Source organism: Alteromonas sp. G4i13 (genome assembly GCF_054960505.1).
Genome location: NZ_JBHNYX010000081.1, coordinates 1 through 7257, shown reverse-complemented (window position 1 = coordinate 7257; position 7257 = coordinate 1). Strand labels below are relative to the sequence as shown.

At 42.7% G+C, this 7257-nt stretch carries 6 protein-coding genes; 4 read left to right on the top strand and 2 right to left on the bottom strand.

Annotated elements, in window-relative coordinates; all coding sequences use genetic code 11:
* Window positions 1-335: 335 nt before the first annotated feature.
* Window positions 336-800 (top strand): RNA recognition motif domain-containing protein, encoded by a 465-nt coding sequence (locus ACFI6J_RS21140; protein ID WP_014950707.1) that lies wholly within the window; start codon window positions 336-338, stop codon window positions 798-800.
* Between the two features lie 77 nt (window positions 801-877).
* On the opposite strand, the gene ACFI6J_RS21135 is transcribed toward ACFI6J_RS21140, so the two are convergent.
* Complete coding sequence (locus ACFI6J_RS21135) at window positions 878-2191, bottom strand: DUF5610 domain-containing protein (protein ID WP_014977406.1); 1314 nt, start codon at window positions 2189-2191, stop codon at window positions 878-880.
* A gap of 176 nt (window positions 2192-2367) precedes the next feature.
* On the opposite strand from ACFI6J_RS21135, the gene trmA reads away from it, so the two are divergent.
* Window positions 2368-3465 (top strand): tRNA (uridine(54)-C5)-methyltransferase TrmA, encoded by a 1098-nt coding sequence (gene trmA / locus ACFI6J_RS21130; protein ID WP_282762986.1) that lies wholly within the window; start codon window positions 2368-2370, stop codon window positions 3463-3465.
* 120 nt (window positions 3466-3585) lie between these two features.
* Here trmA and fabR read toward each other — a convergent pair whose 3' ends face one another.
* Complete coding sequence (fabR, locus tag ACFI6J_RS21125; protein ID WP_014977408.1) at window positions 3586-4182, bottom strand: HTH-type transcriptional repressor FabR; 597 nt, start codon at window positions 4180-4182, stop codon at window positions 3586-3588.
* A 341-nt stretch (window positions 4183-4523) separates the two neighbouring features.
* Between fabR and ACFI6J_RS21120 the strand changes: the two genes are divergently transcribed.
* Window positions 4524-5651, top strand: coding sequence for an acyl-CoA desaturase (locus ACFI6J_RS21120; RefSeq protein ID WP_014950711.1), 1128 nt, complete (start codon window positions 4524-4526; stop codon window positions 5649-5651).
* Between the two features lie 179 nt (window positions 5652-5830).
* Window positions 5831-7252, top strand: a complete 1422-nt coding sequence (sthA, locus tag ACFI6J_RS21115) for a Si-specific NAD(P)(+) transhydrogenase (RefSeq protein ID WP_462586381.1) — start codon at window positions 5831-5833, stop codon at window positions 7250-7252.
* The last annotated feature ends 5 nt before the right edge of the window (window positions 7253-7257 follow it).

Genomic DNA, 7257 nt, shown 5'->3' with positions numbered 1-7257 from the left:
TTACATCGTTTATTTTCGATGTCAACCATGTTTTTAAACTTTTTCTTTGTTTGAAAACTTGGTTTCGCACTTGTTGCTAAGTTGGCTTTGTTTTTCTCGAAGCCCCCTCAGAACGTGGAGCGCATTATAGATACCTCTTGTGAAAGATCAACACTTAAATTGGATTTTTTTGCTTTTTAAGCCACTTTTGGTATTAACCGCTCATTTCTGCATCATTTCTAGCGACTCAATCCATCTTTAGACTAGTTTTTTCACATTTTATTGTTCAATTTGTTACAAATGAGTAAACTATATACAGCCTCCAACACCATAATAAACAATAGAAAGGTAGGTATATGAAAGTAGGCTTTATTCAATGCGCTGTTATTAGCGCTATTTTTGCAATTGCAGGTTACTTGTTATTTTCTTCTGCTAGTTTAAACGTCCATGTTCCACTGACCGTCTCAGCAGCTCTGCTGATCAGCGGTATCGTTACTCCTTGGCTAGCGTCTCTTATTCAAAGTCCATCTTCCTCAGATGCCAGAGCACATTCTAATGACGGATCAGTAGAAACTTTATATGTGGGTAATTTGCCTTATAGAGCAAACGAGAACGCAGTAAAGGAATACTTCAGTAGCTTTATTGAAGTACAGTCGGTTCGCTTAATGAAGGACCGTAAAACTGGAAAAAGAAAAGGATACGGTTTTATCGAAGTTGTAACTGACGACTTAAACAGCGTTATCGATAAAACTAACGACTCAATCTTCCAGGAGCGAACCCTAAAAGTTCGCCCTGCAAAGGACAAAGTCGAACACGCGTAATTCTACGTACGGTTTAAAGGCTATAAAAAAGCCCGGTTAGCTCTCGCTACCGGGCTTTTATATTAATAAATAGTTAGTTATTCACTTGTCTCAGCAGATTGAGGAAGTCCATTAAGTAACGTTTGATTGAAAGCGTGAAACCTATTTATAGCAGATACAAGATCTGGCACCTGCACGTCTTTCATCTCATTAATCAACCCACCTATTAAGGTATTATAGTCTTCGTTACTTTCTAACGTACTTTCGGCATTTGCAAAAGTATCCATCATCTTTTCTAGATATTGCGCTATAGGGCTAACCACATTTCCAAACTTCGAATTATCGCTTTTGTCTTCATTGTAATGTTGGATGTTCTCATACGTCTTTAGTACTTCGGTCTGTGTTGTTCTATTTAACTGTAACGCGTAGCCAACTAACTCTTTATCGTCAAAGCCTAAACTTAACGCTTCTTCAAATGCTTTGTCGATGTCACCACTGTAAAAGGTGTCGGCGAGATCCTGAACTTGACCAACCAAATCAGCTATCGACTCTAACTCATCTTCATCAAGCTCGCCTTTCAATGAAAAGCTAATACCGCTTCGCTCATAGTATTGGAACGAAGTTTGTTGTTGGTATGACGCTGAAAAATTGTTTTCGCTTTGCTCGCCACTACCGCCTGATTGCTCCTGAGATGCCTGCGCTTGGAAATTAAGTTGTTGAGACGCTTGGAACGAGCGAAGACTCTCAAAACTAAAACTCACTTCGTCGCCATCTTTAGTTCGAATCAGCAAGCTTCCGCTTTTCTCATCCGATGCAGCTACCGCGTTTAAGGATGAAAGCGTTACAGCGTTCGGCTGCTGGCGACCAAATATGTCAGTTTCCAGATCGTTTATTCCTGTATCGATGAGATCGCGGCTTTTTGTCATCCCTTGCTCAATCTCTTCATTCATAAAACCAGCGAGGTCTTTTTCAGCCATAGCGAATCCACGGCTTACACCTTCTCTCGCTTGGCTAAATAAGCCATTAAGCTTTTCTTCGCTGGCACCACCGTTTGCCGCACCTCTAATGACGCCACCTACGAACTTAAGTACGTTTCTGGCAACTTTTTCAAAGTCGAACAAACTGTTCGACTTATCTTCAATGGTTTTCTCTTTGGCTTCTTGTGGCTTTTGGCCATCTATAACTAACGCTTGGTTAAGGCTGCTACTCACCACACGTAAGCCGATGCTAGTTTGGCTACTGGAAACAGATACTGATGCCGCTTGTTGTTTAGAAAACTCAGCCGCTTGCTGCAATCCGTCTTGCTGTAACTGCTTTTTCAACATTTCGTTCGGGTGAACTGATGCCTTTTGATCTGCTTTTTGATCGACCTTCTGGTCGCCCATAAAAGCCTTAATTTGACCCACGTTCATAATTTGATCCTCACTATCCTCAATCTTATTATCGGCAAAGAATCAGTATTGTTTAATTTTAATACAGCTTTTTTTACTGGGTCGTTCCTAATAATAATGCAGAAGTAGATAGCGCTTGTTGCAGTTATTTTATAAGGGACTACAATTCGCGACCTCAACATTGAATGGAGAATTTTATGACCGCGACCGAACAACAACGCTATCAAGCTCAGTTGGACGAAAAAGTAGAACGTCTTACTGCGTTACTTTCTCCGTTCAATGCGCCTGACTTAACCGTATTTCCATCGCAACCAACGCACTACCGTATGCGCGCCGAATTTAGAGTATGGCATGAAGGCGATGATTTGTTTCACATCATGTTCAACCAGGAAACAAAAGAAAAGTACCGCGTAGATAGCTTTCCTCCTGCTTGTAAAGCAATAAACGATGCTATGGCGCTGTTGCTTGAAGAAGTAAGACCAAATGAAGCGCTAAGAAAGAAGCTTTTTCAAATCGATTATCTTTCTGCACTATCTGGCGAGCTTGTCATCAGCCTTTTATACCATCGTCAACTAGATGAGAAGTGGCAAGAGGCTGCAGAAGAATTAAAGGCGAAACTCGAGGCTCACTTTCCGAAAGTAAACATCATCGGCCGTGCGAGAAAACAAAAGCTTATTATCGACAACGATTTTGTTATTGAGCGCTTACCCGTTAATGGCAAAGAATTCATATTTAAGCATATCGAAAATAGCTTCACTCAGCCCAATGCCGAAGTGAACTGTAGCATGATTGAATGGGCACTAGATTGCGTAAAGCCGCTCTCTGGCGATTTACTGGAGATGTATTGCGGTGCAGGTAACTTCTCACTGCCGCTAGCGCTTCACTTCGATAATGTTGTGGGGACCGAAATAGCCAAGCCCTCTGTACAAGCTGCGCAGTTTAATATTGAACAAAATCAGCTTAATAATGTGAAGATCGTAAGACTCGCCGCTGAAGAATTCACTCAGGCTATGAAAGGTGAACGTACGTTTAGTCGGTTAGAAGGCATTGATCTAAGTGCATATAATTTCACAACTGTATTGGTTGACCCACCAAGAGCTGGGTTAGATGAAGACTCGCTTAGAATGATTCAGGATTACGATAATATCGTGTATATCTCGTGTAACCCTGAAACGCTGGCGCAAAATCTTGAGCTTTTAAGTGAAACTCACGACGTTGCTCAATCAGCACTATTCGATCAATTCCCGTTTACTCATCACATTGAGGCTGGCGTTTTACTTACACGCAAAAGCTAGTTTTGGTACAAATTGACAAGGCCTTTGGAGTCACAAAGGCCTATGAAGACGTATTAAAATAAGGTGGCTTTGATTAGAGCAAACGATGTGGACTTAAAAGGCCAATCGCCACTAATTCAATTATACGCTTTTTTGCGTTGCACCTACTTGAACGAAGCGAAGCTGTGCTTTCACTCTCTCACCAATTTCGCGGCGAAGCTTATCGTCTGCTTCTAATGCCTCTGCCCCAGCACTGAATACGAGCCTTACCATAGCATCAGCTTGAAGCTGCGCGCATGCGTATTCTACGCCCTGCTGTTCAATAATGTAGTCGGTCAACTCGTCGATGAAGTGTTGAATCTCTCTAAATACTGCCAACCGATAAGCCGACGACGTACCAGTATGCTCGCGTAGTAATAAACGAAATACGTTTGTATTTGCCGCAATAAATTCCATGAAGGTTTCAACAGAAGTATGTATTACGCCGCCTCCAGAGGCTATACGCCGCCTTGCCTGACGCATAAGCTGCCGCAATGCTAAACCGGCTTCATCCACCAGCGTTAAACCCAATTCGTCCATATCTTTGAAGTGCCGATAAAAAGACGTAGGTGCTATACCTGCCTCTCGGGCAACTTCACGCAAGCTGATTGCCGATAAGCTGCGATTTTCATCGAGCAAAGAAAACGCAGCATGAATGATATTTTGGCGGGTTTTTAATTTCTGTTCTTGTCGACTCACATTCGCACCATAGGTTGATTAGCTCTAAACGGCTTGATGATTTTTAGCGCTTGGGGTTGAAGCCCTTACGTCATCTGTATAGCCATTAACGCAATCAAACTTCGTACATCAAAGACTAGCATGTGTAGTTTATCGCAACACACACCAGTGGGGAAAGAGAAACAGAATCATCTCTTTTATAAACAAGCATTAAGCAGAAAAAGCCACAATCAACGAGCGTTTCAGCGTAGCTTTACTATAATTAAACTTTACACATGTAAGCAGAACTAATCTGGGTTTTGCTTGCCTGAAGCCTCGTAAAACGATAAATTAGCGAACAGTTGTAAGCCAAGTTGTATAAAATGAAAAAACCTCCTCTTATCCTTACTAATGTGCTGGTATTTATTATATCTGGCGCAATTGCGTTTATTGGTGTGCCGCTATGGGTGGCGTATCAAGGCATCGATTGGGCAGAAATCGGTGCGGCTATATTCCTATTTTACTTTACCGGTATGTCTATAACTGCCGGCTACCACCGCTTATGGTCGCATAAAACTTACGACGCCAATGTGGTTGTTCGTGTGATCCTTGCGATTGGTGGCGCTATGGCGCTGCAAAATAGTATTTTGCACTGGTCGTCAGATCATCGCGTTCATCATCGTCATGTTGATGATAACGACAAAGACCCCTACTCTGCGAAGAAAGGGCTTTGGTTTGCGCATATCGGCTGGATGTTGCGTGAGTATCAGGCCAAACGTTACGATGACTACAGTAACTGTAAAGATCTTCAAAAAGATAAAGTGGTGATGTGGCAGCATAACTACTATTTGCCCATCGTGCTGGCGGCCAACTTCGGTATCACAGGTCTTCTGGGCTATTTAAATGGTGACGTATTAGGCATGATCTTGGTAGCCGGTGTACTTCGCTTGGTGCTAGTGCATCACGTAACCTTCTTTATCAATTCTCTTGCTCATTTTTGGGGTAGCCAGCCTTACACCGATAAGAACACAGCACGAGATAACGGTATTCTTGCGTTTTTTACCTTTGGTGAAGGTTATCACAATTACCATCACATCTTTGAGTACGACTATCGTAATGGCATTCGCTGGTATCAGTTTGATCCTACAAAATGGCTTATTAAGGGATTATCACTGGTAGGACTGACATCCAACCTTCGCAAAGTGCCAGAAGAGCGCATCGAGAAAGCGTTAGCAGCAATGCAGCTGCAAAGAGCAAGTGAAAAAGTATCGCTACTGCCTAATGCTGAAGAAATGATGCATACCATTCAAGAAGAATACGACTTGTTAATGCAGCGCATGAGTGAATACTACGCCACGAAAAAACGTGTTATGCGCGTTAAACAACGCACCCTAAAGCGCAGTATCGAAGGGCTTGAGCTTGCATACAAGTACAAAGAGCTGAAACACGCATTTGCTGTACAGAAAGAGAAATGGACACAGTTACATAGTTTGTCATTGCAAATGGCGTAAATTAACGCCCTCTTTTATACGTTTGAACGCTAAAAACCACATAAGTGTCTGCTTATGTGGTTTTTTTTTATTCTATAGTTGGATAAGGTCGTTATACTAAAACCAGAATCATTCATTTTGTATTACGGCTAACCTAGTGGTGACATCGCATTACAAAAGTAACAACATGGGAAAGTAAGATGGCAACGAAGCAAAAAACTAAAGCCCCGTCGTATCACTATGACGCAATAGTTATTGGCACAGGTCCTGGTGGAGAAGGCGTTGCAATGCAGCTTGCCAAAGCCGGAAAAAAAGTAGCCGTGGTTGAGCGCTACGAGGCAGTGGGAGGGGGCTGTACCCATTGGGGAACCATTCCATCGAAAGCCCTTCGTCACTCAGTAAGTCGTCTTATTGAATATAACTCTTCTCCCTTGTTTGCCGACAACCACTTAAGTAAGAGTCTTACGTTTTCTGACATCATGCGCCATGCTAGCGGTGTGGTAAAAAGCCAAACTAGACTTCGTTCTTCATTCTACGATAGAAACCGCGTAACGCTTTTCCACGGTGAAGCCAGCTTCGTAGATGCGCATACGTTAGAGATTACCCGTAAAGATGGCTCGAAAGATACAGTCACTGCCGGTCAAATTGCTATCGCAACAGGTTCACGCCCCTATTGCCCTAAAGACATCGACTTTAGCCATCCTCGAATATACAACTCAGACACGATCTTATCTTTAAATCACGATCCCAAGTCCATCATAATTTATGGCGCTGGGGTAATCGGCTCCGAATATGCCAGCATCTTCAGAGGCTTAGGTGTTAAAGTTGACCTGGTAAACATGCGCGATCGACTATTGTCTTTTCTAGATGACGAGATCTCTGACGCGCTCAGTTATCACTTGTGGAACAATGGCGTACTTATCCGTCACAATGAAGCCTATTCTTCGGTTGAGGCTACCGATGACTCGGTTATTTTAAACTTAGAGTCGGGCAAGCGCATGCGTGCAGATTGTCTTCTGTTTGCTAACGGAAGAACGGGTAATACAGATACCCTTAAACTCGAGAATATTGGTTTGAAAGCTGATGGCAGAGGTCAGCTTAGAGTAAATGAAAATTATCAGACCGACGTAGACAATGTCTTTGCGGTCGGCGATGTTATCGGCTATCCAAGCTTAGCATCTGCAGCTTACAACCAAGGTCGTTTTGCCGCGGAAGCTATGCTTGGCATAAAAACGCATTCGGCATTGGTAGAAGATATTCCCTCTGGTATTTATACCATTCCAGAAATTAGCTCTGTAGGAAAAACAGAGCAAGAGCTTACTGCAGCAAAAGTGCCTTATGAAGTGGGAAGAGCCCAGTTCAAACATTTGGCCAGAGCGCAAATTGCGTCTACACAGACAGGAAGTTTGAAAATTTTGTTCCATCGAGAAACAAAAGAGATCTTAGGGATCCATTGTTTTGGCGAACGTGCCTCTGAGATTGTCCACATCGGCCAAGCGATAATGCAGCAAAAGGGCGAAGGCAATACCATAGATTACTTCGTTAACACTACATTTAACTATCCGACCATGGCTGAAGCTTATCGAGTTGCTGCCATTAATGGACTGAATAGGATTTTCTAACGGAC

What these genes read in the sequence shown, in the direction of transcription:
- ACFI6J_RS21120 (WP_014950711.1), top strand. Translation starts at nt 4,524, where the DNA reads ATGAAAAAACCTCCTCTTATCCTTACTAATGTGCTGGTATTTATTATA.
- sthA (WP_462586381.1), top strand. Translation starts at nt 5,831, where the DNA reads ATGGCAACGAAGCAAAAAACTAAAGCCCCGTCGTATCACTATGACGCA.
- trmA (WP_282762986.1), top strand. Translation starts at nt 2,368, where the DNA reads ATGACCGCGACCGAACAACAACGCTATCAAGCTCAGTTGGACGAAAAA.
- ACFI6J_RS21135 (WP_014977406.1), bottom strand. Translation starts at nt 2,191, where the DNA reads ATGAACGTGGGTCAAATTAAGGCTTTTATGGGCGACCAGAAGGTCGAT.
- ACFI6J_RS21140 (WP_014950707.1), top strand. Translation starts at nt 336, where the DNA reads ATGAAAGTAGGCTTTATTCAATGCGCTGTTATTAGCGCTATTTTTGCA.